The organism is Vibrio coralliilyticus ATCC BAA-450 (assembly GCF_000176135.1).
GTDB classification, from domain to species: domain Bacteria; phylum Pseudomonadota; class Gammaproteobacteria; order Enterobacterales; family Vibrionaceae; genus Vibrio; species Vibrio coralliilyticus.
The window spans coordinates 187009-211589 of record NZ_ACZN01000016.1; the positions used below are offsets into that span (position 1 = coordinate 187009).

The 24581-nt window shown below is 46.0% G+C and carries 27 protein-coding genes; 6 read left to right on the forward strand and 21 right to left on the reverse strand.

All coding sequences use genetic code 11. The annotated features are described in order from the left end of the window. Nucleotides 1–5 precede the first annotated feature (5 nt). Complete coding sequence (locus VIC_RS12090) at nucleotides 6–899, forward strand: hypothetical protein (protein ID WP_006960119.1); 894 nt, start codon at nucleotides 6–8, stop codon at nucleotides 897–899. Nucleotides 900–1163: 264 nt separating this feature from the next. On the opposite strand, the gene VIC_RS12095 is transcribed toward VIC_RS12090, so the two are convergent. The 4 genes from VIC_RS12095 to VIC_RS12110 all read right to left on the reverse strand — a co-directional run bounded on the left by VIC_RS12095 (nucleotide 1164) and on the right by VIC_RS12110 (nucleotide 5761). Then, nucleotides 1164–1718, reverse strand: a complete 555-nt coding sequence (locus VIC_RS12095) for a hypothetical protein (protein ID WP_006960120.1) — start codon at nucleotides 1716–1718, stop codon at nucleotides 1164–1166. 195 nt (nucleotides 1719–1913) lie between these two features. Further along, nucleotides 1914–3446 carry a hypothetical protein gene (locus VIC_RS12100; protein ID WP_231115567.1) on the reverse strand — a complete coding sequence of 511 codons (1533 nt, stop codon included), beginning with the start codon at nucleotides 3444–3446 and terminating at the stop codon, nucleotides 1914–1916. 10 nt (nucleotides 3447–3456) lie between these two features. Continuing rightward, entirely contained in the window at nucleotides 3457–3705 is a 249-nt protein-coding gene (locus tag VIC_RS12105) for a hypothetical protein (RefSeq protein ID WP_021456133.1), read from the reverse strand. A gap of 193 nt (nucleotides 3706–3898) precedes the next feature. Continuing rightward, nucleotides 3899–5761, reverse strand: coding sequence for a hypothetical protein (locus VIC_RS12110; protein WP_006960124.1), 1863 nt, complete (start codon nucleotides 5759–5761; stop codon nucleotides 3899–3901). 207 nt (nucleotides 5762–5968) lie between these two features. Between VIC_RS12110 and VIC_RS12115 the strand changes: the two genes are divergently transcribed. Beyond that, nucleotides 5969–6883, forward strand: coding sequence for an SDR family NAD(P)-dependent oxidoreductase (locus VIC_RS12115; protein WP_006960125.1), 915 nt, complete (start codon nucleotides 5969–5971; stop codon nucleotides 6881–6883). A gap of 36 nt (nucleotides 6884–6919) precedes the next feature. Here VIC_RS12115 and VIC_RS12120 read toward each other — a convergent pair whose 3' ends face one another. The 6 genes from VIC_RS12120 to VIC_RS12145 all read right to left on the reverse strand — a co-directional run bounded on the left by VIC_RS12120 (nucleotide 6920) and on the right by VIC_RS12145 (nucleotide 10857). Next, nucleotides 6920–7513 (reverse strand): hypothetical protein, encoded by a 594-nt coding sequence (locus tag VIC_RS12120; RefSeq protein ID WP_006960126.1) that lies wholly within the window; start codon nucleotides 7511–7513, stop codon nucleotides 6920–6922. Between the two features lie 102 nt (nucleotides 7514–7615). Then, a complete protein-coding gene (locus VIC_RS12125; protein ID WP_006960127.1) occupies nucleotides 7616–8467 on the reverse strand; it encodes a hypothetical protein in 852 nt (283 codons plus the stop codon). 21 nt (nucleotides 8468–8488) lie between these two features. After that, on the reverse strand, nucleotides 8489–9196 hold the full coding sequence (locus VIC_RS12130) for a hypothetical protein (RefSeq protein ID WP_006960128.1): 708 nt from the start codon (nucleotides 9194–9196) through the stop codon (nucleotides 8489–8491). Between the two features lie 84 nt (nucleotides 9197–9280). Then, on the reverse strand, nucleotides 9281–10066 hold the full coding sequence (locus VIC_RS12135) for a hypothetical protein (RefSeq protein WP_039951866.1): 786 nt from the start codon (nucleotides 10064–10066) through the stop codon (nucleotides 9281–9283). A gap of 48 nt (nucleotides 10067–10114) precedes the next feature. Beyond that, nucleotides 10115–10414, reverse strand: coding sequence for a hypothetical protein (locus tag VIC_RS12140; protein WP_006960134.1), 300 nt, complete (start codon nucleotides 10412–10414; stop codon nucleotides 10115–10117). A 20-nt stretch (nucleotides 10415–10434) separates the two neighbouring features. Further along, complete coding sequence (locus VIC_RS12145) at nucleotides 10435–10857, reverse strand: hypothetical protein (RefSeq protein WP_006960136.1); 423 nt, start codon at nucleotides 10855–10857, stop codon at nucleotides 10435–10437. A gap of 152 nt (nucleotides 10858–11009) precedes the next feature. Between VIC_RS12145 and VIC_RS12150 the strand changes: the two genes are divergently transcribed. Beyond that, complete coding sequence (locus VIC_RS12150; protein WP_039951868.1) at nucleotides 11010–11321, forward strand: hypothetical protein; 312 nt, start codon at nucleotides 11010–11012, stop codon at nucleotides 11319–11321. On the opposite strand, the gene VIC_RS12155 is transcribed toward VIC_RS12150, so the two are convergent. The 7 genes from VIC_RS12155 to VIC_RS12185 form a co-directional block, all read right to left on the reverse strand. After that, nucleotides 11233–12195, reverse strand: a complete 963-nt coding sequence (locus VIC_RS12155; RefSeq protein ID WP_006960138.1) for a hypothetical protein — start codon at nucleotides 12193–12195, stop codon at nucleotides 11233–11235. The genes VIC_RS12150 and VIC_RS12155 overlap by 89 nt on opposite strands. A gap of 16 nt (nucleotides 12196–12211) precedes the next feature. Next, entirely contained in the window at nucleotides 12212–12988 is a 777-nt protein-coding gene (locus tag VIC_RS12160) for a lamin tail domain-containing protein (RefSeq protein ID WP_006960140.1), read from the reverse strand. Between the two features lie 104 nt (nucleotides 12989–13092). Then, the gene (locus tag VIC_RS12165) at nucleotides 13093–15171 is read right to left on the reverse strand and encodes a PDC sensor domain-containing protein (RefSeq protein WP_006960142.1); all 2079 of its coding nucleotides are present in this window, start codon (nucleotides 15169–15171) and stop codon (nucleotides 13093–13095) included. Beyond that, the gene (locus tag VIC_RS12170) at nucleotides 15168–15791 is read right to left on the reverse strand and encodes a hypothetical protein (protein ID WP_006960143.1); all 624 of its coding nucleotides are present in this window, start codon (nucleotides 15789–15791) and stop codon (nucleotides 15168–15170) included. The genes VIC_RS12165 and VIC_RS12170 overlap by 4 nt, the downstream gene beginning before the upstream one ends. Next, entirely contained in the window at nucleotides 15788–17344 is a 1557-nt protein-coding gene (locus VIC_RS12175; RefSeq protein WP_006960145.1) for a transporter substrate-binding domain-containing protein, read from the reverse strand. The genes VIC_RS12170 and VIC_RS12175 overlap by 4 nt, the downstream gene beginning before the upstream one ends. Further along, nucleotides 17341–18126 carry a class I SAM-dependent methyltransferase gene (locus tag VIC_RS12180; protein ID WP_006960148.1) on the reverse strand — a complete coding sequence of 262 codons (786 nt, stop codon included), beginning with the start codon at nucleotides 18124–18126 and terminating at the stop codon, nucleotides 17341–17343. Before VIC_RS12180 ends, VIC_RS12175 begins: the two co-directional genes overlap by 4 nt. Before the next feature lie 58 nt (nucleotides 18127–18184). After that, nucleotides 18185–19075: an N-acetylmuramidase family protein gene (locus tag VIC_RS12185; RefSeq protein ID WP_006960150.1), complete on the reverse strand. Its 891-nt coding sequence runs from the start codon at nucleotides 19073–19075 to the stop codon at nucleotides 18185–18187. 256 nt (nucleotides 19076–19331) lie between these two features. Between VIC_RS12185 and VIC_RS12190 the strand changes: the two genes are divergently transcribed. From VIC_RS12190 to VIC_RS12200, 3 genes are all read left to right on the forward strand, one after another. Next, nucleotides 19332–19577, forward strand: a complete 246-nt coding sequence (locus VIC_RS12190) for a YdcH family protein (protein WP_006960152.1) — start codon at nucleotides 19332–19334, stop codon at nucleotides 19575–19577. A 188-nt stretch (nucleotides 19578–19765) separates the two neighbouring features. After that, nucleotides 19766–20161 carry a helix-turn-helix transcriptional regulator gene (locus VIC_RS12195; protein WP_039951870.1) on the forward strand — a complete coding sequence of 132 codons (396 nt, stop codon included), beginning with the start codon at nucleotides 19766–19768 and terminating at the stop codon, nucleotides 20159–20161. 60 nt (nucleotides 20162–20221) lie between these two features. Continuing rightward, nucleotides 20222–20611, forward strand: coding sequence for a VOC family protein (locus VIC_RS12200; RefSeq protein ID WP_006960155.1), 390 nt, complete (start codon nucleotides 20222–20224; stop codon nucleotides 20609–20611). Between the two features lie 101 nt (nucleotides 20612–20712). On the opposite strand, the gene VIC_RS12205 is transcribed toward VIC_RS12200, so the two are convergent. The 4 genes from VIC_RS12205 to VIC_RS12220 all read right to left on the reverse strand — a co-directional run bounded on the left by VIC_RS12205 (nucleotide 20713) and on the right by VIC_RS12220 (nucleotide 24407). Continuing rightward, nucleotides 20713–21498, reverse strand: coding sequence for an HAD-IIB family hydrolase (locus VIC_RS12205; protein WP_006960157.1), 786 nt, complete (start codon nucleotides 21496–21498; stop codon nucleotides 20713–20715). Nucleotides 21499–21531: 33 nt separating this feature from the next. Continuing rightward, nucleotides 21532–22815, reverse strand: coding sequence for a TRAP transporter large permease (locus VIC_RS12210; RefSeq protein ID WP_006960159.1), 1284 nt, complete (start codon nucleotides 22813–22815; stop codon nucleotides 21532–21534). Between the two features lie 9 nt (nucleotides 22816–22824). Then, on the reverse strand, nucleotides 22825–23289 hold the full coding sequence (locus VIC_RS12215) for a TRAP transporter small permease (RefSeq protein WP_006960160.1): 465 nt from the start codon (nucleotides 23287–23289) through the stop codon (nucleotides 22825–22827). A gap of 101 nt (nucleotides 23290–23390) precedes the next feature. After that, a complete protein-coding gene (locus VIC_RS12220) occupies nucleotides 23391–24407 on the reverse strand; it encodes a C4-dicarboxylate TRAP transporter substrate-binding protein (RefSeq protein WP_006960162.1) in 1017 nt (338 codons plus the stop codon). Between the last annotated feature and the right edge of the window lie 174 nt (nucleotides 24408–24581).

Genomic DNA, 24581 nt, shown 5'->3' on the forward strand with positions numbered 1-24581 from the left:
GGTTAATGTCGCATTTACCTTTTTATATAACGTTAGAAGAATTCTCAGAGTTACAAAAAAAACAGATAGAAGATATAGAGAATAGTACTCAGGTTTTTTCTTGGACCAGTTTTAACTTAGATGAAAAAGATAGATGGCTTAGAAAAAAGTGGTGGTTTTTTCCTATTCTATTAATTTCTGCACTTCTGATCGGTATTGGTTTAGTTGCAGATATAGAAATGTGGAAGAACATGGAAGGGCTTGCTATTTCTACTTTAGTCGGACTCTCTATAGGCTGGTTTGCAACATATATAAGCTTTGCATCGGATGATCGGTTTGATTACATTTTATCCAAAAAAGGTATTGTTGTGCACCAGAGCTTAGGTGAGCCACTTTGGGTTCCTAACGTAGTTAAAATTATTGGGACTTTGGGAAGCGCAGTTTGTTTAATCCTTGTTGCTTTTGTTGGCCTTGCAGTGTTAGTGGGTGCCGGAAGCTTTATGCTGGTATCGTTTTTTTTGATAAATAGAAAGCAAGATGAAGCTTATCGTCGAGTAGTTCCATATGACCAATTCATGGCTATAAGAGCTAATAGAGAAAGAAATATTATATGTATATTTACAAGTATTGATTCATGCATTCCATCAATGAAGAATGAAGGGTATATATATCGAGCCTTAGCGAAAGCATGTATACCTATTTTCCCTGAAAACGAAGCGCAATATTCAAACATTGTTTCACTGTTAGAAAATGATATTGGGCTAGTTGTTGAAAATGTTGAAGATCTCGACTTGATTTATGACTGTGAACAAGGTCCAGAATCATTCAAAACCTTCCATCAAAAAGGCGAGCATTATTCTATGGAAGATGCTGTGACAAAAAGAGATCATCCAGCTCCACCACCCAAAAAAGCAAGATAAAGCATGACTTAATGCCTAAGCCAACAAGATGCCTCGGTTAAACTGAGAATGACTTGTGAATACCTTGTAGAGTTTGGATTGAAACTCGAAAGGTAGGAAAGTGAATGCGGATTTTAGACTTAGTTTTCATTGTTTGGTTGAGCTTTTTAACGCTTTATCAGTTCAATACATTATTCCAGCTGCTTGTTGATGGTTGGTTATAGAGAAAGCCCATAGAGATCAGTCCCTATGGGCTTTTACTTTATAAGTGGCTTATCAAGTCTTCTACAACACTCTCAAACATTGCTCTGGCGGAAGACTGAGCAGCGTATTCGCAAAGTGAATCTTTTCATTGCGCCACTGCAGCCCAGCTTCTGGGCTTTCCTTAGACCTTCTGTCTGCCTCAAAATAGCTGTGCCTCGGTAAGCCGTCTGCAGGCGTCATGACCATGGACTGCTCATTGACTCGCATTGTAAACAAGAATTGGCCTCGTTGACCCGATTGAGCGCCTGGATGATGCAAGGTGGTGTCGCAGCAATAGCGTTTATCGCGCAGTGCTCGGCAAGTGTATTCAAAAGCATCCTGTGTGCCGCGACCGGGGAAGGCAGTGTAGATACTGATACCATCTCGCTGTAATACTTCACTCCCTGCGCCGAGCTTAACCGCGTATTGAACCAGCCTGAAACCTAATACCAATCCACCGATACTGTTGATACCGCTGTATTGAATGGCCCCCGCTAAATCTAGGCATAGACGGTCATCGTTTTCATAAAGGTAAAGTTCCGGTGAAGCCCACTCGCTTTGAGGAATTAGCAGTTCAGTGATGTCTGGTTGATTCATGTTGGCCTCCGCCGTTAGCTTGATATCATCAGGGTGATAATTTATACGAATGAAAATCATTATCAATAAATGATGACAAAAAGTTTGGCTTTGATTGAATGTAAATTCAACTCGGAAAGGTAAGAGAAGTCGTCTTGTAGGAAGAAGGAAAGCCCATAATGGTTTATGGGCTTGGAGCGAACCATAAAGAAAGAACTAAACTCTCAGTTTACCTGCGAGAGTACTGATAGCAGCGTCTTTTCTACACGTCATGATTTCGACAAACTTGTGCGGTTTTTGCTCCACCAAGTGGAAGATGGTAATCAGTGCTAGGCGCACTTGAGCATCATTGTGGTGATCTTTATTGTGAATCAAATCGGCTACTTCTAATAGTTTCTGTGCCTGAGATTTGTCACCATCGCTCACACCTGTTTTTCTCGCTACCCATTTAAATCCACTGTAAGCAGAAATAAGCAGACCGAATGGCGTGACTTTGAATGAGTAGCGCACGGCCGCCCAATCAATATTGTCGATTGCCAAGATGATGGATGCCATAACAGGATCGTCGTCTTTGAGCTTGAGCGTCTCTTTGCCATGTTGCTTGAGATCGTATAGAAGCAGCTGTTTGGCCATGTACACATTGAAATCGACCGTTGCGGTTAACGGAGTCAGCAAGTTTCCGCCGAAATGGAGGCCCAACGCCGTTCCGCCTTTACTGGCAATCTGGCCCAGTGCAAACCACAAAATACTGCGGGCATTATCTTTTAGTGTTGATGGAATGCTGGTGATTTTATTAGTGAACCATTCCAGCCAGGTTTCTTCGCTGGTTTGACGTTGAGTTGCCTTAATTAAATCAAGCATTGGGTTTACTTGAGTAATGAGTGTATCTATCGAATGGAAGCCTGCGAGTGGCATTTTCTCAAATGGAATTGAGACGAAATGGATTGATTCAGGTGCCTTGATTTCAGGTGTCGGAAAATCAAGCTTTTTCGTGATGATTTCCAGTTGTTTCTCAAAGAATTTGACGAAATCATCCTTGCTCGCGGGGGTGTCGCTACCAAATAATCCGCTACATACAACATAAGGTGCTTCCGCAGTGCTGGTGACATCATGTGTGTCATATTTGATTTTCTGCCACAAAAAGTTCATCGCTGTGATGGTTTGCGGAGAGTATTCGTTGCAGAACAGGTTAAAGGAATCTGAGCTGATTAGCTGCATTAACCAATCGGCATAGTTTGTGGAAGCAGGGTTAGTATCAAGGATATCTTTCGGGAGCTTTTTAGGATATTCCGATATCTCGGTTTTAATGCCATTGAAGCTGGTCTTGAGATCGGCATACAAAGCTTGAGCCATCGCGGTAGCATTGGATTTCTCTAAAACAAGAGGGGAAACAAGGCTGGGGCATAGTTTACTTGCTTTGGCTAGGTGGACTTGAGCGCCACTCAAGCTCTTAACGGATTCTTTCGAGCTTGAGTTGATAAGCGAATCCAAGAAGGAGGAGTGTGTACTCACATTTTTGTCGGCGAGTAAATCTGACAGCACAGTCTGCATATGAGCTAAAACAGTCGGAAAATCCTGATATAGGAAGTACACGAAGTCGCCGCTATTGAGCAGTGAATGTGTCCAATCTCGGTACTGAACTTTCTCAGGTATCGTGTCTACGTCCATTTTTCTCATTCCATTCTCCCAATCCCCTCGGCTTTTGAGGATTGAAGCCAAATGCTTACATGCTCTATTTCTAATGGTCATCACGGGCTCCTTACTGTTCTTCAGAGTTAATGTTTTCTAACTCTGTGAGTTGCTGCCACAGATACTCATCCATAGCTTGTTGTTGGCTGGTTGTGAGAGGGGCACTCTCGTTTTCAGTTGAGCTGCCTGAAGCCCCCTGTCTTAACGGGTTAGTGTTGGTTGGCATTGTTGTCACTCCAATTAGGTTGAATGGCTGGACGAAGCGTCCAAGGCGTGGAATTTCAAAAAACGTCAGACGTTGTGCCGACGAATCACACATGAAGTGGTTCAACTATATGAATCTACCGGTGGATTCACTCAGGCTTAGCTGTGATCTTCTCGGGGGATGGAAGGAATCTTGTTTTTTACTGGTGCCCTAGCACAGAGGATTTAGCACGAAAGTTGGATAAATTAGAGGAAGCTAGCCCATCAAGATCTAGTCTTAGTGGGCTAGAGATAGAAATAGATTGTTATCAGCTAATCTCTACAGAGCTGTATATATGTACTGAGCCACCTATAGGCCCATCAAAACTTACAGAAGTTGCGACGCCAGGCCTTACTGCCGGCATTTTAAAAGCATTATATAAAGTATTACTACCTGAGGTATATAATGCGTTGACCTTTATCCGAGAGTTCATTGGGTTTCCATTGGCGACTTCAGACACACCCAAGTTGATATTTTTTACGGTAACTCCTTTGGTATTGTATGCCGTGAGTGTGCTACTTTCTGTTGGATCTAGCTTGGCAGTGTCGACATACATTAAGCCTGTGTGAGAGTTTCCTACGGATTTATCCGTGTTTTTAGCTGACGTTTGATAGCCTAATAGCTCCTTCAACGCTCCAGAGGGTTCATAGTCTACAAACACAGCACTGTTGGCTTCACCAACAAAGGGCTGATATAAATATCTTTTGGACTGAAGCCCGTCGCAGTTGAAAACCCAGCCTCCCGTTTTTGCAACTATGGAGTTTGACTTAATATCCATTCCACATGATGGGACAATTTGAATGTCTACCCCTTTGCCTTTAATTTCTTTTAATAAACTTTCACTATTACTAGGCACTATTTTTGATAGTACTGGCTGAACATTATTATCGGTGAGTGCGTGAAGCGTTTTTTTGCTTATCTTCGATAAATGATCTAAGCATACATCTACAGCTATATTTAAGTTGTTAACTTTGATAAAGCCTAGTGGGTCATCATTTTCTGGCTTCGCAGTAAACCAATAAAAGTCCTTGTCAGAGACAGGTACCGCGTAGTCCTTTTCTTTCTTCAACTTTTCAATGGTTGTTGAGTCTATTTTTCCATTCGCCTCTATTAGTTTCCATGTTTTGGCATGTATAACTCTCGGGTCGTTGTCCCCGCCTTGCACATCTACTAGCAAATCATCATTCAGATCTACAAGGAGGGAGCCTCTGCCGTATAAGTTGTACTCATCGCTATCGACCTTGTTTAGCTTTACAAAGTCGATTGATGATTTTTGTCTTTTCATCGTCATATAAGTGTTATCTGCAGCTTTTGCAGTACCGAAACCACCAACGATTATTGGACAAAGGTTATATGCTTCTTTCACTTTTGACTGGTCTGTTGCGGCAGACCAAGAAAAGTTAACCAGCTCTTTTAGCTCTATGCATTTGGCATCATTAGTGACACTAGCGAAGCGGTCGTTTTTCAGTTTGTTTCCAGAGGCGTTAATGATTGAATTAACGGCGACATCTGAAATCGGTGTTTTATCAACGATGTCTTTTGCGTATTTTAGAGCAAGGTTATCTCTATCTGGATTAGTATTGAATCGATTATCGCTATTAAAAGCCTGCTTAAATTCATATTCAAATACAGATATGCGAAGTGCTTCTTCCACCGTGTACCCGCTTTTGTCTACGGGTTTATTTACAGTGTCGTTTCCATTTTTACCTTTGGGCTTAAACGTTGGAATTACAATATCTGAAACTAAAACGGACTTTTCTTTCGCAGTTGCAGACCAGCCAATTATTGATCCAATTACAAACAACCAGTTACGCCATTTCTTATCTTTTACAAGGTTTTGTAACGCGGATATCAAGCCCGTATCGCCACCTGGTACTCCCATAATCGTAGCCAGGTCATAGGCTCCTAGGTGCCCGCGAAAATAAAACTCTGGGACTGTAAAAATTTTGACTGCTTGTTTATCAATACTGTTATCAGATGCTGCTTTTTCAATTGCTTGCTTAAGTAACTCAACGCGAGCTTTATAGTCTGCTATCGGATCATCTAAGCCAAGGTAAATGGCTTTGTTGTTCTGAAGAGTGTGTGGTCCTGTATTGATTGAATAGCCTATAAATTGAACCTTTTTTGTCATAGTAATAGCGCCTTAAGTGATAAGTGTGCTTAAAACTTTATAAGAACAAACCACAGCTTACTCGGCAGGATTGACAGTGTTTGCGGGGCAAATAACCGCACTGCGATTGAGCAAGAAATATCAAAAATGACTTAATCTGAGTTGATAAAGTTTCACCATCAAGACGGCGCAATAGCCGCAACAATAGTCGAAATTTAGAGGTGAAACATGGTGAAGAGTGTATTGATTACTGGTGCGAATGCTGGCTTAGGTAAGGAAACAGCGAGACAGCTAGCGGCCAATCAAAACATCGAGAAGATCTATCTAGGATGCCGCAATTACACTAAAGCTCTGGTTGCCAAGCGAGAGCTGGAGGAACAAACCGGAAGAGCGATATTTGATATTTTGGATATCGACGTTTCTGACCTTGCATCGGTTAATGCCGCGGTTGAAGCCCTACCTGAAGCGGTAGATGCACTGGTGATGAATGCAGGTGGCACAGGTGGCGCACGTTTCTATGAGCGAAACAGCGCTGGCGTAACCCAAATCGTTGCGGTGAATTTACTTGGGCATGTGGCGCTGACGAACGGTCTGCTAAAAGCCAATAAACTCAACAAGGTCGCATTGTATGCCGGTTCTGAAGCGGCGCGTGGTGTGAAGTCGATGGGAATGAAGCGCCCTGAGCTGAAAAACTCATCAGTTCAGGAATTCGCGGACATTTGTGAAGGGCGATTATACAACCATCAAAAAGACGCGACGGTCCCTTACGGGCCTGTGAAGTACATGGCAGCGCTTTGGATGTCGTCCATCGCTCGTGAGTATCCTCAAGTCCGCTTTGTGACCATGAGCCCCGGTGCGACAACAGGTACGGAAGGCTTTGATACCCTTAGCCCAATGCGTCAGTACATGATGAAGGGAATGATGCAGGTTATGTTGATGCTAGGTAAAGTGCATAAACTGGAAGTGGGTGCACAGCGCTTTGTGGATGGGCTGCTGGATGACAAATTCAAGAGTGGCGCTTTCTATGCCAGTGAGTCTGGGTTAACGGGTCCACTGGGCGAGCAGAGTAAGTTGTTCAAGGATCTTGCAAACGTTCATATTCAAAATAATGCGCGTGCCGCGATTGAAAGCTACATAGCGTGATAACCATGATGTTGGGAGCGGGACTAATGTCCCGCCTCAAAATGCAGCCAGCAGAAAACGTGGCTCCCCTTCTTTTTTCATATGACTGAGCCGCGCAATCTGAGTGCTGCCCGTTAAGCTGGTATCAAGCACATACGCACATTGAGTGTTGTTGTCTAGTGGCTCGAAATGCTTGATGTCTTCGCCACTGAAGCTTCCCCATAATCCGACCAGCAGCATCACTTCATCTTCAGGTAGTGACTTACGCAAGGTAGCCACTCGTTTGGTGTCATCATAGAGTTTGTTGCGATCTTTCTTTGACGCTAGTTCGTCCTGGTGAAGAACGTGAAATTCAAACCAAAGGTTTTTCCCCGGCGTTGAAATACGCAGATCCGCTTTTGATGCGTAGCGTTTGTCGCAAGGTTCGACGGAAGCCGATTTGCTAACAAATTTGAGGTACTCGTCATTATGTCTGTAGGGAGAGGCGAAATGGATATCCTCGATATCTGAAGATTGAGCCAGTGACAGGCTGAGATCGAGCGTGAGCCAGGAATGTACAAAGGGCTTTGCCTGAGGCATGGCGATGACCTGATTCGCTTTGCTGAAATCGTGCTGACCGGCGAGATGGCTGAGTAGTGATTGCTGAATCATAAGGTTTCTCCGAAAGAGCGATGCGTTCAGAGTATCAATCGAAGTGGGCAGAAACTCGGGATAAGCCAGCATAGAATAGGGGATGCTGGCGTTAGGTTAGGGTTATGCGTTCTCTAGCCATAGCTGTGCATCATCCAGTTCATGTAGATACACTCTGCTCTGGCTGGCATGGTTAGCAAGGTTGTAATCGTTCAATAGCTCTGGACGAAAGGCTATGCCCAAAGATAGGCATTGAACTTGCTGAGTGGGAGAAAAATAACTGAGCTGCTCAGACAAAATATCGGAAAGCTCAGGCTCTTCAATTCCCCCTTCAAAGCATGACCACAATGCTTTGATCACCGGATACATAGGTTTGCTTTGTTGCCTTGAATCAGTACTTTTGGCATAACCCGATTGCCATTGAAAAGTCGTACCAAACAAAAAGCAGCGGATGGTGTGCATGAGCAGCCAGTAATCGTGCTGAACATCCGATCCATCCGGTTTGGTGGCTCTCATGTACTGGTACAGTGCAGCAACAAACTTGCTGGTGGCGAGGCTATCTGCATTGGTCATTGCCAATAAGATGGCACGATTGATCTTGCCAGCGTATTTCTCCTCAGGTGTGGGCTGCTTGGGTGGTCGATTGACCTCTCTTGGTTCATGAGAGTAATGGAAGTGACCGGAAATACCGTGTTGTCCGAGCCTAGAACCTCGTTCATTCAGTGCACCACCATTGAGCCAGTCTACATGACTGAGAGGGTTAATCGGGCGTATCGACATAGGTTTACCAGCTTGTGAGTGTTGTGACCATTCAGGTAAATCTGATGAGCTTTCACAAGCGGGCGGTTCCTCTTGCACTGGGGAGGAAAGAGCCAGATAAGCCAGTTGGTACGCCAGCCGTTGGGCGAGGCCGGGTTCTGCTCCGGCCATTAATGCGGCGCTGAAGGCCGCATAATACATTTGGTCTGATCGCATTAAGAGTCCTCCCGGTCGGGATTATTCAGTGGGCGCGCTAAGGGCTTTCACGTTGCTGTTAAACTGCGGCAGCGTTTCGACAAAGCGGTTGATGACCTGTTCTGCGACGGACTCTTTGACGGAAGGTTCACTGATGTAGGTATCCACTTCTGAGCGAATATGCCCACCGTTTAACGCATCACGATCTCTTTGGTTGACGATGGCATTCACGGCCTGAGCAAAAGCGAACCCATCCGTTTTACTATAAATACGATGCTGGCTGCCTGTGTTGCCCGACTCTGGGTAGCGAGGGGCTGCATAAGACACCATGTAAGGCTGGGTGTTCGGATCGTTACCGATCAGCTCTTCACACGAGAAGAGGACGAAGTCTGTAGAGCGGTAATTATCCATGACCTGATTGCAAATAGGCAGGTCAGCTTCGATGGCTAAGTTGTAGTCGCAGAAGAAGACATCGACACCTGGGATCAGGCTGGAGATCATAGTATCAAACGCGTTTTGGACGCCTTCAGGCAGTTCATCTTGCTCTGGAACCTGACTGTAGTTCTGTGATTTCACCGAATAGGAGCTTCGCCAGCGGGCTAGGAGTTGTTTCCCTTTGTGCCCGTCTCGATACTTGTAAGCGACCTTGTAGCCGCTATCAAAATAATCTTCAACATCAGGCTGGTCAGTCAGGAATGCGAAGGTACGTCCGTCAGAAGCTTCGCAAAGGCGAAATAGTAGTTGTCTCATTGGTTTCTCCTGTTGAGTAGTTACCTCCGCAGAATAGGTTTTTCAGGCTATGTATACTTGGTGCAATAGTTCACTCTTTTGGGGTTATTGACGATCCGTTGCACGCATGCAAGAACGCACGCCTGTGAGCCAGCGAAGATTCGGTTGTCGAGATGCACTTTGAGGCTTTGAGTGAACGGAATTCTTCACTGTTTGTCTTTTATTTTCAGCGTGTTGAAAGTCTGGTTTAGCTTCTGCTGATATTGCAGATTCCTGCTTATGTTCCGATGCGCCATTAGCCACAAACTTAAATTGATACGGGTAACTTGAATGGCCCTGATAGCTTGAAGGCTGAGACCAGTTGATTTTGGTTGTTTGAGTCTTGGCTTTTGGTTTGGAATCGTCTTGTGGTAAAGCGTTTGGCTCGAGCCTGCGGCGTTCACTACCAGATTTTGGGCGCACGGGCTCGGATGGCTTTTTTAGATGGTCGACAGGTTCTTCTGTATGGTTGGCATCGTTAGAAACCTCAGCTCCCTCTTCCGAGCTGGCCGTAAACACACTTTTAGGCATGCTGGTTAGGCAGCGCGCCAGATCCTGCACATAGCTTTGATAAGGGTTAAAGCTAGCGTCAAATTCCGCCAGTTTGCTTTCGGTGTTGGTCGTGCTTGTTACTTCTGCCGTCTCTTGCATGAGTGGTTCTTTTGGTGAAGGTGAATCTTGGTTAGCCTGGGAAACGGGTGGTGTATTTTCCGATGCTTCTGGCGATGAAATAACGGACTCTTCCTGCACAGTCGCTTCTACCGGTTGAGTTTTGTTAGCTTTGCGATAGCGGGATTTGAGTCGGTAGCCACGAGGAACCCATACGACTCTGCGGCGTCGATATTTGCCCATGCTTCCCCCTTATGAGCAAGATTGGCGGGAAGCTCCCGCCAGAAACAGTTACACCAGCGTATCGACTAGTGTGCTAAAGGTTTTATTGACGATTTTCTGCACTTCGGATTTTGCGCTGATTTGCCACGTCAGCATTTCGGCCTCAGCGATTTGCTTTTCACGTAATATCTCTAGCTCAAAATCTTCATTGGTTAAGTCGCCGTTGTTTCTAGCCTCTATCAGCTCTTGCAAGGTGGCCTTTTGCTTATCCAGTGTGACTGTCAGCGCACTGGTCAGCAGGTTCTTAATTGGTGAGTCTTCAATTTGGCTAGTAATTTGTTCAATGATGTTATCTATGCTTTCCGTCATCTTTCTGCTCCTTGAATGATTTATTGTTTGGCGAGTTCACCACGAATTAACGTATCAATAAGCCGTTTGTACTGATCTAAGCGACGCTTGATGAGAAAGTCTGACAAGGTTTGCTTTTGCTGGTGGGTTTTCATGTCCTGCTGCCAGAATTGCACCAGTGTTTGAGCCTGCTTTAAGGTCTCTTGGTTTTGCTCTCGCCTTGCCTGCCTGCGCTCTAATCCACGCACGCTCACATCGATTTTGAGGTACTGTTCAGTGAATCTCGCGTAGAGGCGTTCGCTTTCCGGCAGCGCTTGCATGCTCAGGTAGAGGTATTCGATATCACGTTCGATACTTTGTGCCTGCTGAACGGTTTGAGGATCGTAGGGAGCCACCAAGCGCAACGTACAGCCACTCAGTAATATCAAACAGGCGGCGATCCAGCCGAGGTAACGAGTTTTCATTGTGTGTCCTTATTTTTCGGGTTTCACTCCATGATGACTTGGAAAGAGGGTGAGTAGCTCAGGCTAATTGGCTGAATAATTGGGTTATTTGGCCGTGATTATTCCTTGTTGAGTGATAAGTTAAAAGCAGGAGGAGTCAGCAAGGAAATGCTATGTCGGATTTAATCGATGCGCTTAAACTGGTCAAAAAAGCCTATAAGCCGAAATTGCAAAAACTGAAGATGACGCCAGAGCAAGTGAAGCAGAAGGTCAAAGTACACCAGAAAGTCACCGGTGTACTTCAAGGAATGGATAAGCTGGAATCACTCCAGAAAGAGTCTCTCGAACTGGTCGCTAAGTTGGTCAAAACGTTTGTTGAGCAAGCTCCGACGATGGCTAATCAGGCGCTCGCCCCGTTGAAGAAGCCTCAGGAGAAGAGTCAGGCTGACGACGAATCCCATCAATCAGACGATCAAGCAAAGTAAATAACACCTCAATGCTATAGCCTGCGATAAAAGCCAGCGCCATCGGAGACAGTGCCATGTCGCCCATTTCCGGCTTGAGTAACCAGCCGGTTATCATTCCCGCTAAACAGCCTAGTGTGAGGCGCAGTCGATAGCCGACTTCTCTGCTGGCGGTATACGTAAGAGTACGCACCTGTTGCAGCAGGCTTCGCAGGACAAAGATAAACGCACCAAGCAGGCCATACATCAGCGGAAGAATGTAGTTTTGTAGCATTTGCAATACCGACTGAGCGGCGATCAGGTTAGCGGCATATTCAACGGGTGAGTCTTCATTGGCAGTCCTTTCGGCATCCAATGGTATGTTACGTCCACCTAGCCAGATGTGATTCCAGTTTCGCAGCAACTGGTAATTGGCCTCCATATCTGGGGGCATAGGAGAATTGAGGGCGTCCGTTGACCCCACAGAGGTGAGAAGGTTTTGCGTCAGTGCGTAGCCAAACAAGTAGTACATCTGCACAATGAGCAGGAAAATCAGGGTTAAAACGGTGTAGCGCCGATACCAGGTGATCACCCTTGAAGCGCCCGGTAATTCAAGCTTGCCATCTTTAGTGTCGGGCACAACGGCTTTGATGCTCTCGACTGTCACTGGGTACACCTGTTTGGCTAAACGGTCGTAACATTGCAGCAGCAAAGTTTCATCTTCTACGCTCCAGTGCCGAGTATCAATGCGATATTTGGCGCGATATATTCCCTGGGCAATCTCTGGGTCAATAGTGAGATCACCGTGGCGAGCAACGTATTGCAGCAACTGAATACCTTCACGGATCAGTTGTTGTAAATCAGACTCAGGGATCGATTCGTGAGTCCGCGATTTTACTAATGAGTCACTCGCCAACGGCTATCTCCTTTGATTAATAGTTGTAACTGGAGACTTCTCTGTCCTGATAATCAATCAGCTTACAGCCTCCACCGTCGTTGTTCCAAAGCGCTGTGGGGCTGTTAAAGCTGTATTCGTTATCTTCAAGCGACGCTTTGTTGGTAAAAACGCGTAAGGAAGTGAGCGGCGCTAACTGAGTGTCTTCAGGAAACACAAAGCAATTGTCATTGAGCAGAGCTTCTAAACGCCACTGGCTAAGGTCGACTGTATACTCTGATGTGTTGTGAATCTCGACGTACTCATCGCCTTCGCTGCGAAACTCTTTACCGTCATAATTGACGTGGCTGATGATGGCATGAGGGTGAGCTTTATCGCCATAAATGAAGCTTGAAACCGTCTGGCCGTGGTGGTTGACCAAAGTGCCAAGGTCGCCTCGGTTATTCCACACTGGCTGATTGGAACCAAAACTGTGCTCCGACTTACCTGATGTATCAATTTTGATGTACTCAAACGGCGACAGGAAGGTATGTTCTGGGAAGATATATTGCTGATCTGGCGAACCTGCCTGTATATGCCAACCACTAATGTCTGCAGTCATATCGCCGCGATTTCGAATCGTGATCGACTCATCCAGAGGTGAGGTGGTCCCTTTAAAGTCTAGAGATGAAATCTCTACCTGACTCAGCACTTGAAGCTGGTTAAGTTGTTGCCAACACTCGTCCATCTCCTCTTTAGATAGCTTTTCTGGTAACGCTATTTGGTTGAGGATCTTAAGCACTTCCTGCTGAATGTATTGGGTATTCACTGACACGTGTCACTCCTTGTTGATTGAGGCATTTAACGTGTCCAATGTAGCGAAATCCCCGAAAGATACTCGGGGATTTCTGACCAGAATTGCCGCTAATCGACGCTCGGTTATTTTTCGATAAACAGCAGGGTAATAATCAGCGAAAGCATGAGGAGTAGTGGCCAGTACCACTGTTTAACCCTCAGCCCTTGCTGATATTCCAACGCGTGAATTTTCATCTCCGTGGTGTACGCCAGAGCGCCAATGGAGGTGAAAATAATCTGCAGGTAAGCGAGGAAATAGAAGTACTCGATAAAGATAACACCCTGAGCATTCAGCTCCTCACGAAGTGCGACATGCGCAATGACCAAGATGAAAAATAACGAGGCACAATATTGGAGAACGGTGGCAGTATTAAAGCCCCACAGCGCTTGCTGCTTTTCGTCTTTGGTCCAAAGAAGCAACATACAATAAGTAAGAAAGCTCACGACCAGCAGCGGCATGATATGGCTTATTAAAGGTCCTGTAATACTCCTTTGTATGACCATGTTGTACTTCAAATTGACGGTTTGATGGCCATTGTAGAGCTTGTCAGTTTGATAACTAAAGTAACTTTGTAATAGTTTCCAACTGCCAAAATCATGTTCAGCCATTCTGATACCGGGTAAGTCCTCGGGCCGCATGGAAGGGTAGCTGTCAAACTCGGGTACCAGCATTAGGTAGCCTGAGTCTGGCCTAGGAATCATTGTCAGCTCAATGACTTCACGATCGAACGGAAAAGACTCGTAATCAAAAGGCTGTTTGATGAGAGCGACAAACTGCCACAGCTGGAATCCTTCGCTCTCCCGAATCAGAGACCAAGAGGTATTCAGGGAATTATTTATGTGCAGTGGTGGCTCATCGGTTGCCTGATCTGAGGTGATGATTTTACCGACAATACTGACCTGATCCGCCTCGACCAAATCAAGTGACTCAACGGTTAAGTTTATTTGATGAATGTGCTCCGAAGAGGCTTTTTTACCCGGTGGATATTGGGCTTGCCAAGCGAGGTACGCGCTTTCTTCATTGACCAGCAGAGCTTCGCCTTTGCTCAGAGGCTTGGGTGCTAAAGCCTGATACCAAAGCAGGAGCAGGTATGACAATAGGCACAGTGATAATACAGTAAACAGGCGTCTTAATTTGGCGCGCGACGCATCGGGAAAACGCAGCGAAGCGACAAAAATGATTAAACCAGCAATACTGAGAAACCAAATCAGGTCGTGATACCCAGCATGAGACGTGGTTGATGTCCTGAGCTCATCTGCATCAATAATGAGTCCAAGCTGAGCGTCGAGTCCTTCGATATTACTCAGTACCATCCACTCCTCACGACCAGTGACCGGATGAGAAAAAGTGGATAGATCCCCCTTAGTCAGCTGCTCCGAGATAGAAGCAAGCAGCGGGTACTCGGCAGGGTCTAAGCTGTATATGTCTTTGCCAAGAACCGACTTGTTCGGGTAGGCCAATATCTGACCTGTGCGTGAAATCAGCATGCCAAAGCCTTGGCTACCAAGATCTAGATTCAAGACTTGCTTGGTCAGGCTATTGAGCGAGAAGTTGAGGAAGACGATACCGTCAAAGCCATTGTTCATTTGCCCGTCATAATTGGACTCAAAGGGTACGATGAATTCAGCCAGCCAGGTATTGGCCGTGGTGCCGAAATACGGTTCCATCCACATACTGCCTTTTGACATTGGCTGATGAAACCAAAAAGTCCGTGGACCGTTGTTCATCCTGTCTGGCAAGGTGTAGTCGTAACGTTCCGAAATCTGCTGGCTTTGGCGATTGTCTCCGTTCTTCTGAAAGTAGGGTGAGTACAAAGGATTAGCAGGATCCGAATAACGATTTTTACGAAAGGCCACACCGCCTCGGTGCGCCCCTTGGGTTGTCATCACTGACTGAGTGATCAAGTGGCGCAATTCTTTATCATCACGTTGCTTTTGGTTGATTGCGGCCGCTAACAGTTCCGTTTTCTGCGATAACTCCGCCAAGCGCTTGTTGATGGCCCGAGTAGCCGCTTGGCTTTGTTCGACCAAGTGATGGCGGATATCAGTATCAATATCTGCGTGTAACTGGTAAAGCGTAATGGTGATAAAGGCCGCAACAGACCAGATAAGCGCTGCAATCCAGCGCAAATGGTAATACTGAAGTTCGGAAGGTTTGATCATGATTCGTCCCTCGCTTCAATATGCCGATTTTGGCGCTTTTCGGTGAGCGTGATAAAGGTCTTCAAAAAGCTCTGACACAAAGCGCCGCTGACGATGAAAAAGCAAGCCACCATGGTGTAAATCGGCAATATCGCATCGGCTTGGCCAGAAGACGCAATGTATGAGTTTGCCGTTGCCAGTATTTCATCCACACCGATGGCTGATGCTGTGGTGGAGGCCATTAAGATAACTAGAAAGAACTGATTCACTGCTGATAGCGAGAAGGACTTACCGCTGGTACGTTTTTGTGTGGCCAAATCACAGCTGTAACCCATGACAGGGATCGCCAGAGCGATAATGGCTTTACCTAGTGCGGGTACGTACATTTCAAAGCCCATCATTTCCCAGCGTGAGGGGACGATCAGCGCAAGATAAAACAGCATCACGAAACTGGGGACATTACAAAGTAAAGACTGAGCCCCTTTCGCCAGCCACTTGATTGGTGTTTGAGTGTGATTGGTTCCGCGACTCAGCAGAGCTCCGACAGGAAAACCTATCGTCATCGCTGATATAGCAATAAGAATATTGAGGCTGAAGGAGTAGGTAAGCGACAGCCATAAAGTCATGTCCGATAAAATCATTGCAACGCTCCTTTGTTGTTGATGTCGGGCGATGTTTGTCTTTTCAGATAATCGGAATAGCGGGTGAACAGCTTGCCGACGAGATAGGCAAACAGCAGTACTTCAAGGTAGTAAAACAGAGCCAGAAGTGTCATGAGCAGAACGGGGTAGCCTGAACTGGAGACTAAGGTGTTGACCACCAGAACCGCATTGGGCGAAGCAATAACACTCGCCATACCGGCAGCTTTAGCGAGATTGACCAAGTTAGCTTTGACCCCAGCACTGTGATGAAGATAGCGCTGAGTTAAGGAAAGCGGTGACGTAACATCTGCGGTGACTAGGTTGTTGATACCAGAGGCGGTGTACAGCGCCAGTACCAGCCAGGCAACACTGGCTCCGCTTAATAGCCAGTGCTGACCGTGCTCGTTCCAGAAAGACAGCGCACCGAAGTAAATCAGGTAGAGCATCAAAATGGGAGGAATCGAACTTTGTAGATGAGTGAGAAACGCGATGGGTTTTGCGACCCAGTGTTTGGAACTCGTCGTCATGTGAGTAAAGCCTAACGCCAGCGCGATGGCGGTTAGGATTGAAATCACAGTAAACAGAGCAGTGTGAAGCATCGATTGAATAAGTCGCTCTGTATCGAACTGGTCAAAAGGCCAAAACTGTTGGTCCCCTTGTTGCCCTAGTGATATGACGGTATCAAAGCAGAGCTTTTTCTTGCTGACCTTGTCGCTATCTGCCTGACACACGGCATCGCCATTCTCATCCATTGAGTTCCAGTTTTTGTGCTGCTGAGCAAGGTAATCCTGTTCTGGCAGCTGCCATTGTTGGGCGAGACTCTTCAGACGACCATCTCTGATGCGGCTCGCGATAAAACGAGATAACCAGTTTGCTAAAGACTGCGATGCCGTATCTTTGCGAGTCACCATCGACCAGTGGATTGGCATAATGGTCTCTACATCAACGCTGTAATCACTCCACTCTTTCTGATTCGACAAGTGGAACAGAATGCCGCTGTCGTAGGCCCATGCCTGACATTTGTTGGTCAATAGCGCCAGTTTTGAATCTCTATTACTCATCAGAATGATTGGTTTGATGCGATAGTTCTGTACCAGCGATTTATTGAAATATGCCCCAGCGGTCAGGCAGACCGGCTTGCCGATTAAGTCAGTCCATTTTTCGACGCTGTTCGATTTGTGAGTCAGGGCGGTGACACCACTGCGAAAATAGTGAGGCGTGATCATACGGACACGCTGTCGACGTTGCATGGAGTCACCGACCGTTGCAATCAACATGTCTACTTGCCCTTCGTTAAGCTTTTGAAAACGGTTGGCACTGGTGACGGTTTTGAATTCCACTTCTGCATTGAGCGCATGGCCGATCATTTGCGCCAAATCGGGTTCAAAACCAGCAGGTTGATTGTTGCTGTCCAGCATTCCCCAAGGTGGGTAATCGGCTTTAACGCCGATAACAATCCGTCCAGATTGTTTAATTTTGCTCAGCAGATCTTGCGCTTGAACGCTGGGTAACAATAGGCAACAACTTATAAGGAGGGTAAAGAAACGAATCATGCACGCCTCCTTGCGACCACCAGTAGGCCGTAACCCAGCGAAGCGGGTAAAAGATTACACAGTAGGTTATCTAAAAAGGCCATGGCGGAGTTCTGAATGACAAAACGCTCTGGAAAAATGCTTTCTGCAGTGACTTTTTCGATGTCAAACCCCGCTTCAATCAGCTCTGCTCTGATCTCGTTTACAGTGTAAAGATGATAAAAAAGAGGGATTTTTCGGCCTGATTGAAAGCGTTGGTACTGAATATCTCCGGGCAAGTTCTGTTGATTTCTTTGTCGCCATTGCAGTGTGAGAAAACGCCGTCGTCGATTGGGCACGGATAAGATCAGCGACCCATCGGGTTTCATGTGTTTGTGAAACCATTTCAGTAGCTTAGCGCGTTCTTTCTGTTCTCGGATATGGCTCATGACACCGAAAAGAAGCATGCCTAGCTGGAACTTCTCATCTCGGTCTTCAACGTGTTGATGAAGCTGATTTTGGTCACTGAACCAGTCGACGCGCTCAGAGAATTGTTGTGTTGTTTGCTTCGCTTGTTGGACGGCGATTTCACTGATATCGAAGCCATAGAGGTGCAAGTTAGTCTGTTTGAGTATCGGATAGCTATAGCGGCCGTTTCCGCACCCATAGTCCAGTGCTAATGAGTCCTGAGCGAGAAATTGCGCGTGCTGAAAGAGCGTGTTGAGAACTCGGATATTGGCTTTTGGATAGCGAGAGGTATACAGGCCGATGCGATAATAATCGTCGTAGGATTGGGCGATAGTTGTAGATTGGACGTTGTTCATGAATAGACTCCTTTCTTCGCCTGAATGAATGCTGCGCAGGTCGCCCTGCGCAAGCCGTTTAAGCTGAGTGAGTCTGGTAGGCGGACTCCAGTCTTTCGTCATAGCGGTTTTCAGCGTAGCCAGGGCCGTTGTAGTAACGGGCGAAGGTCGGCCAGTCGAGTGCTTGAATTGCCTCGTGCAGTTTTGAGTTTGATTTGATGAAATTCACAAAAGCCATCAGGTGGTGACGCTCAGCAAAGAACATGTCGCGAACGAAGGTTTCGACATCGTCATAACCCGCAGCCTGATGGTTAAAGCCCATGATTTGGTAACGGCCGAAGGAAGCAGATTTCAGAGCGGCGGTTCTATCCAAGTCGATAGCTTGTTTCAGGCGGTCATACTCTTTTTCACCACCTACATAGAGTGAGCGATCCCATTTTGGGGAAGAAATATTAGGGTGTGAGTCATCAAATTGATGGCCACTGTATTTGGAGAACTGGTGCGCTTCGAACAAGATGCAAGGCGCGCCAGACTCAAAGAAACCACTGCCTGATGATTCAACATCTGAGACGGCTTTAATCGCGGCAACTTCACAGCCAAGGGAGTCAGCTGCATCATTGTAGTCATCGTCAGTCAGTCCTTTGATAGGTTCAATCGCTGGCAAGAATAACGAGCTCAGCGCACTTTGACCTGCGCTCAGTTCTTTGTTGAGTGTGCGGTGGCTTTTACCATTAGCATCGATTCGGCTATCAGGATTATGAAAACCCAGAATAGTTTTCTGCATAGTGGCGATTGCCTGACATGTTGGCGATTGGCCAAGCTCTGAGCTGATGATGCCATCTTCTTTCAGTGGTGTGCTCAAGCCAATTTTGTCGCTCAATTGATTAAGGGCTTTTTGCACGTTGAGCACATCATCAGGTGTGTTGTCCGCGCCAATTCCAACCGACGAGGATAGGGTGAGTTCTTTCATGTTTGACTCCATGTATTCTGGTTTGATTGATCCCTACAAACGCTACTGGAATCGAGGTGTGACTAATTGGGCAGAGTCAGGGAATTTTCGGCGCGACCGATGAACAAAGGGTTTAAGAAGGAAAAGTTAAGAATTCGTCAGAATTAGATCTCAGAGTGAAGTTGTCGATTTGGATCTCAAATATGGACACATAATGGTGCTATGTTTGTATGAAATTTAACCAGTAAAATCCACCAAGATGAACAAAGGGGTTGTTATGCTAGGTGAAGATCACTCTCTATTAAGCGAATTCCCGCAATACAAAGATACCATTCGTGCATTGGCCAAAATGGATGACAGTTTTCTGTCTGAGATGAAGTCCTATGACTCGTTGGATAAAGAAATCCGCAAGCTTGAACTGATGGATTCTCCACTCAGCGATGAAGAAATGCATAAGATGAAACATGATCGCGCAGTGATGAAGGATGTCCTTCATAAACGTTTGGTAAGCGCGCATCAATAAGTACGATTGTTAGAGAGGGAGAAGTCTCTCTCTTTTTGTATCAACGACTGAAAGACCCGTATTCAGTTCTTGTTGAACCGCTCAGACACAACAAGCGTTTCTCTCCATCGATGTGAGTATTGGCTACCTGGCCGCTGAACTTAGCGTGTTAAAATCAACGTATGTTTCTCTTCTGATGCGCAGGAATTATGCCGAAGACATTCTATGAACAAGAGCTTGAGCGCCTGTATAGCGAGTTACCGCTGAGACCCAAACAGTACGCGTTGGTTAGGCAGTCCAAAGTGTTCATGGAGCAACACTATTTCGAAAAAATAGACTTAAATGATTTGGCTAAAGCGGCGCTTATGTCGCGCTTTCACTACGTGCGGATCTTCAAGCAAATCTATGGTGTTACCCCTCGAAGCTATCTAAGAGATATGCGGATTTCGAGAGCTAAAACTTTGCTTAGAGAAGGCCACTCAATGACGGATACGTGTTTTTCGGTTGGCTATGAAAGCTTAACGACTTTCTCTAGCGTGTTTAAAAAATGCACGGGCTATTCCCCTAGAGATTTTCAAAAACGTCATAAAAGCAATCTGGAATAAGTTTTTGTTCGGTGTTTTGGCTATCTTGTACTTATCCCATCACTGAAAAGGACTATATAAGTGATCAAAATTTGTCTAACGAGTGTTCCTGTTGATGATCAGGAAAAAGCATTGGATTTCTATACCAATATCTTAGGGTTTATCAAAAAAACAGAAGTACCTTTAGGTGAGCATAAATGGTTGACTGTTGTGTCTCCACATGAGCAGTCAGGTGTTGAGCTGTTGTTAGAGCCTATGGCTTTTGCGCCCGCGAAGCAGTATCAAAACGCATTAAAGGAAGCGGGAATACCTTGGACTTCATTTGCTGTGGAAGACATTAATAAAGAACACCAAAGGCTAGTGGATTTAGGTGTCCAGTTTTCAATAGCCCCCCGAGAGGCAGGGCCCGTTATGATTGCGGTGCTGGACGATACTTGTGGTAACTACATCCAACTGATGCAGGAGCTGTAAAGAGCACCTGAGAACCGCGCGGATTTAACTGGTCTGGATAGAATTAAAAAAGCGCTGACACAAGGTCAGCGCTTTTTGTTCATTTAGCTGCCTATGTTTGACTATTTTATGGCGAGCAGCTTTTGTGTGAATTCGGCAAAACCGTAGCCACCTGGCTCCGTCATTAGGACCGAAGGATGAAACGCCAATCGATCCCAATAGTGTTTAATATTCGCGACCCCAACACTGTTTGGCATAATTTCAAACATGTGCTGGTCGTTCATTGAGTCACCGACATAACAGGCGCGCGTTGTGATCTCTTGGCTAGACAGGCCTTTCTCGGTAAGGAATGCTGTGGCTGTCGCTTTTTTCGAGTGCTCGCCATACCATGCATTAATGTGAATCGAGCTGGCGGTGGCGTGGGCACCTAAAGCATGAATTTTAGCGACAATTTCTTCGATCATGGCTTCGTCTACACGGGGGCGGTTCTGGCCGATATCAATCGCCACTTCACACAAGCGATAGGACTGATCCAGTGTCAGTGACAAATCTGGGTAGTCACGTAGGATGTCTTCAACCTGCGCTTTTAGCTTTGTCTGGTCGTCGCGGATAGCTTCCAACGGAACACCAGAGCGTAGGGTAAGATAGCCATCCTTCTTTTCCATAATAAACGCACCGTTTTCACCTAATACGGCATCCACAGGCCAAAGCTGGGCAATATGGTCACACCAACCCGCACAAGCGCCAGTTACAGCGACTACCTTCTTACCTGAGTCTCTTAATTTTTGTAGCGCGATTAAGGTCTCTGGTGGCAAACGGCCTTCCCAAGTCAGGGTGTCATCGACATCAGTCAGTACCCAGTCGACCTGTTTCCAGTTTTGGTTTAAATCATTCGTTACCGAATTCATTTCTACACCTCAAAATTCTTTCAATACATCGTGTTAAAGTAAATTCGGCAAAAACATCACTAAGCTTTCTGAGAAAGTCAGCAGCATCAACACCGTCAGTAGCGCCAACAGTAGTGGCGCCACTTCTCGTACAAAATCAACCATACGTACCTTTAGAATGGAACATACGGTGAACATCATTGAACCAAATGGCGGTGTCACACCCCCAATCATGATATTTACAATGACAATGATGCCGAAGTGAACTGGGTTGACGCCCAAGTTCAGTACGGCTGGCAGTAGCAATGGCGTGAGGATGATCATCGCCGCGCCACCTTCAATAAACATCCCAACAACTAACAACAGAGCGTTAATGAGTAGCAGCAATACCAGTTTGTTGTCTGTCAGTTCAATCAGCGCTGAGGCCACATTGTGTGGGATTTGTTCCAGCGTCATGTAGTAGCCAAACACCATGGCACCAATAATGATGAACATGACGCTACTGGTACCTTGAACCGTTTCACGCATGATCATTGGAATATGCTTAAAGCCAAGCTCGCGATACACAAATGCACCAATGATGATGCAGAGTAGAACCGCAATCGCACCTGCCTCTGTCGGTGTAAACAAACCAAAGCGCATCCCCAAAATGATGCCGAAAGGAATCAATAATGCAGGCACAGCTTTCAGGAAGTAATGGAAACGCTCTTTCGCTGTTGCAGGCTCCGAACGAGACGGCTTGTACTTACGCTTGCGGGCGATAAATGCGATGGTCAGCATCAGGGAAGCCGCCATCAGAAGCGCTGGCACATAGCCCGCAATAAACATCTGGTGAACAGAAACATTGGCGAGCAACGCAAAAATGATCAGGTTGATACCCGGCGGAATCACTGGGCTGATGCTTGAAGAAGCTGCGGTTACCGCTGCGGTAAAGGGTAGGTCATAACCGCGTTTGGTCATTTCTGGCGCCAGTATTTTCGACTGCATCGCAGCATCAGCGTTGGCAGAACCTGAGATGCCGCCCATTAGAGTGCTTAATGCCACGTTAACCTGTGCCAGACCACCTGTTTTGTGGCCAATCATAGAATCGGCAAAGGCCAGTAGGCTTCGGCTGATCCCAGCGTAGTTCATGACCGAGCCAACCATAATGAAAAACGGTATCGCTAGCAGCGGGAAAGATTCAGCAGAGCTGATGAAACGCTGCATAACTAAGCTCACGGGAATCGAATCATTGATGAATAAGAAGTAGACCATCGATGAGGCGATCAGTGAAAAAGCAATGGGAATATTGAGCAGAAAAAGGACAAATAGAATGATGATTGGCAGATAGCTTTCCATCGACAGAACCTATTTATGTGAACGCTTAAGTAACGCGACGTCATCCACAATGAACTTCACTGTGTGAATAGCCATAAGAACAAAACAAAGTAACAGTACGCCATTAATGGCGAAGTACGACAGGCCCATTACAGGCGTGACTTTGTTAGAAAGCATCAGGTATTGATAGCTCAGAATCGCCATCAAGATATTGAGGGCCAGTAAGAACACGGACACACCGAGCTTAAATGCAGGTTTCGCTTTGCTTGGTAGCATAGCGACCATGACGTCGACGCCCATATGCAGCTTGTGCTTGTAACAAGAGCTGATACCTAAGTACACCGCCCAGATAAAGCAGATCACAGACAGCTCTTCGCTCCAAGGGACGACAAAGCCAAACCCGTAACGTAAAACCACGTTCACAATCACAACCAGTACTGTGATTGAAATAGCAATCGAAGCGAGGATCTCTTCAATATTTCTTAGTAAAAACAAAAAATCTTCTCCGGCAAATTACCTACTAACCATAGATAATTTACGAACAATGCGGCTTGAAAAACGTCAAGCCGCATCTAGGTTAGTTAGTGTTTTGTGAGTTATTGAGCCGCACGAATCGTTTCTAGCTCTTGCATGATCTTAGCGTGGATGCCTTCGCTCCATTCAGGGAACTGGTTGTAGACATCAGCCGTTAACTGGTTGAACTCTTCAGAGTTGACTTCGTTAAACGTTACGCCAAGTTCTTCCAGTTTCTGGGTGTATTCCGTATCTAGCTTGACCAGCTCAGAGGTGTTTGAAATCGCGCCCGCTTCCAGCTCTTCGTTAATGATTTGCTGCTGCTCTGGAGTGAACTTGTCCCATAACTTGGGAGAAATATAGATGCCGACTGTGCCAAGGAAGTGCTTGGTGAGTGACATGTTCTTCGCGACTTCATAGATCTTAGTCGAGTACATCGTCAGAATAGAACCTTCCAGACCGTCAACCACACCTTGCTGAACACCCGCGTAAGTTTCTGGGAATGGCAGAGAAGCTGGTGCTGCGCCCATCGCAGATAGCGTGCTAATGAACAGTTGGCTCTGTGGTACGCGAATACGCATGCCTTTCATATCTGCAGAGTTCACGATCTCTTTGTTGGTGATCATGTGGCGGAAGCCGAACATGTAATCTGCATTCAGTACTTTAATGCCTTTTTCTTCTGCTTTCGCTTTTAGCCCGGCGACAAACTCTGTGTCCATCATTGCTAGGTATTCATCGTACGTGTTGTAAAGCATTGGTCCGGCAAGCGCCGCGAAGTCTGGCACGTAGTCACCTAGGTAGGTTAAATCTTCGACCGCGATCCAGTTTGCACCGTTCACAACCTGCTCTAGGTTATCTTTGTATACAGGTAACTGCCCGCCCGGGAATACTTTGATGTTCACTGAACCGTCAGTACGTTCACGGATTTTGTCTGTCGCCTTGATGAGCTCCTTAGTCAGCAACTCATTTTGCGTAAATACCAGGCTCATGTTGATGTTGATTGGATCAGCAGTCGCCTCAGCTTCAGGCTTTTTCGATTCACCACAACCTACTAAAAGTAGCGCTGCCGCTGTAATTACCGCACCTAATAGCTTTTTCATTTGTCAGTACCTTATTGATGGCTGTTTTATAAAAATTAGAGAGTGATATGTAATATTTGTAGAGTATGCGAGTGAATTGTTACACTCATATGAACATTTTCATTATTAATATGAACATATTTTTGAATGAGATCTCACAATTGTTTAGCAACATCAGCCATTGCCTTCAATGTC

Excerpts from the sequence above, each read along its gene's own strand:
- VIC_RS12220 (WP_006960162.1), bottom strand. The coding sequence starts at position 24,407 with ATGAAAAAGCTATTAGGTGCGGTAATTACAGCGGCAGCGCTACTTTTA.
- VIC_RS12130 (WP_006960128.1), bottom strand. The coding sequence starts at position 9,196 with ATGAGACAACTACTATTTCGCCTTTGCGAAGCTTCTGACGGACGTACC.
- VIC_RS12135 (WP_039951866.1), bottom strand. The coding sequence starts at position 10,066 with ATGGGCAAATATCGACGCCGCAGAGTCGTATGGGTTCCTCGTGGCTAC.
- VIC_RS12090 (WP_006960119.1), top strand. The coding sequence starts at position 6 with ATGTCGCATTTACCTTTTTATATAACGTTAGAAGAATTCTCAGAGTTA.
- VIC_RS12195 (WP_039951870.1), top strand. The coding sequence starts at position 19,766 with ATGCCGAAGACATTCTATGAACAAGAGCTTGAGCGCCTGTATAGCGAG.
- VIC_RS12125 (WP_006960127.1), bottom strand. The coding sequence starts at position 8,467 with ATGCGATCAGACCAAATGTATTATGCGGCCTTCAGCGCCGCATTAATG.
- VIC_RS12105 (WP_021456133.1), bottom strand. The coding sequence starts at position 3,705 with ATGTGTGATTCGTCGGCACAACGTCTGACGTTTTTTGAAATTCCACGC.
- VIC_RS12095 (WP_006960120.1), bottom strand. The coding sequence starts at position 1,718 with ATGAATCAACCAGACATCACTGAACTGCTAATTCCTCAAAGCGAGTGG.
- VIC_RS12165 (WP_006960142.1), bottom strand. The coding sequence starts at position 15,171 with ATGATCAAACCTTCCGAACTTCAGTATTACCATTTGCGCTGGATTGCA.
- VIC_RS12145 (WP_006960136.1), bottom strand. The coding sequence starts at position 10,857 with ATGAAAACTCGTTACCTCGGCTGGATCGCCGCCTGTTTGATATTACTG.
- VIC_RS12150 (WP_039951868.1), top strand. The coding sequence starts at position 11,010 with ATGTCGGATTTAATCGATGCGCTTAAACTGGTCAAAAAAGCCTATAAG.
- VIC_RS12110 (WP_006960124.1), bottom strand. The coding sequence starts at position 5,761 with ATGACAAAAAAGGTTCAATTTATAGGCTATTCAATCAATACAGGACCA.
- VIC_RS12180 (WP_006960148.1), bottom strand. The coding sequence starts at position 18,126 with ATGAACAACGTCCAATCTACAACTATCGCCCAATCCTACGACGATTAT.
- VIC_RS12185 (WP_006960150.1), bottom strand. The coding sequence starts at position 19,075 with ATGAAAGAACTCACCCTATCCTCGTCGGTTGGAATTGGCGCGGACAAC.
- VIC_RS12140 (WP_006960134.1), bottom strand. The coding sequence starts at position 10,414 with ATGACGGAAAGCATAGATAACATCATTGAACAAATTACTAGCCAAATT.
- VIC_RS12100 (WP_231115567.1), bottom strand. The coding sequence starts at position 3,446 with ATGACCATTAGAAATAGAGCATGTAAGCATTTGGCTTCAATCCTCAAA.
- VIC_RS12120 (WP_006960126.1), bottom strand. The coding sequence starts at position 7,513 with ATGATTCAGCAATCACTACTCAGCCATCTCGCCGGTCAGCACGATTTC.
- VIC_RS12175 (WP_006960145.1), bottom strand. The coding sequence starts at position 17,344 with ATGATTCGTTTCTTTACCCTCCTTATAAGTTGTTGCCTATTGTTACCC.
- VIC_RS12210 (WP_006960159.1), bottom strand. The coding sequence starts at position 22,815 with ATGGAAAGCTATCTGCCAATCATCATTCTATTTGTCCTTTTTCTGCTC.
- VIC_RS12170 (WP_006960143.1), bottom strand. The coding sequence starts at position 15,791 with ATGATTTTATCGGACATGACTTTATGGCTGTCGCTTACCTACTCCTTC.
- VIC_RS12205 (WP_006960157.1), bottom strand. The coding sequence starts at position 21,498 with ATGAATTCGGTAACGAATGATTTAAACCAAAACTGGAAACAGGTCGAC.
- VIC_RS12115 (WP_006960125.1), top strand. The coding sequence starts at position 5,969 with ATGGTGAAGAGTGTATTGATTACTGGTGCGAATGCTGGCTTAGGTAAG.
- VIC_RS12190 (WP_006960152.1), top strand. The coding sequence starts at position 19,332 with ATGCTAGGTGAAGATCACTCTCTATTAAGCGAATTCCCGCAATACAAA.